At 44.9% G+C, this 521-nt stretch carries 4 tRNA genes; all 4 read right to left on the bottom strand.

What is annotated here, in order from left to right:
• Positions 1-26 precede the first annotated feature (26 nt).
• The 4 genes from CTN07_RS22670 to CTN07_RS22655 all read right to left on the bottom strand — a co-directional run bounded on the left by CTN07_RS22670 (position 27) and on the right by CTN07_RS22655 (position 482).
• Positions 27-111 (bottom strand) — tRNA-Leu (locus CTN07_RS22670).
• A gap of 35 nt (positions 112-146) precedes the next feature.
• A tRNA-Gln gene (locus tag CTN07_RS22665) sits at positions 147-221 on the bottom strand.
• A gap of 44 nt (positions 222-265) precedes the next feature.
• Positions 266-350: transfer RNA gene (locus CTN07_RS22660), tRNA-Leu, on the bottom strand.
• Positions 351-397: 47 nt separating this feature from the next.
• Positions 398-482: transfer RNA gene (locus CTN07_RS22655), tRNA-Leu, on the bottom strand.
• Positions 483-521 lie beyond the last annotated feature (39 nt).

Raw genomic sequence — 521 nt, 5'->3', positions numbered from 1 at the left:
GTTGTATGAAACAACATAAAGAAAGATGGTGCGGAAGGAGAGACTTGAACTCTCACACCTTGCGGCGCTAGAACCTAAATCTAGTGCGTCTACCAATTTCGCCACTTCCGCAATGTTTACCGAGATAACTCGTTAAACATAAATAATGGCAGGTCTACCTGGATTCGAACCAGGGGATGACGGGATCAAAACCCGTTGCCTTACCGCTTGGCGATAGACCTGCAGAGTACTTAGTTATTACTAAGATTTAAGACAAACTGAAGAATGGTGCGGAAGGAGAGACTTGAACTCTCACACCTTGCGGCGCCAGAACCTAAATCTGGTGCGTCTACCAATTTCGCCACTTCCGCGTATTCAGATTGTCACTTTAAGTTGTATGAAACAACATAAAGAGAGATGGTGCGGAAGGAGAGACTTGAACTCTCACACCTTGCGGCGCTAGAACCTAAATCTAGTGCGTCTACCAATTTCGCCACTTCCGCAATGTTTACCGAGATAACTCGTTAAACATAAATAATGGC

The organism is Photobacterium damselae (assembly GCF_003026815.1).
In the GTDB taxonomy this organism is placed as follows: Bacteria; Pseudomonadota; Gammaproteobacteria; order Enterobacterales; family Vibrionaceae; genus Photobacterium; species Photobacterium damselae.
The sequence above is the reverse complement of the archived record's forward strand: the minus strand, read 5'-3'. Positions and strand labels throughout refer to the sequence as shown.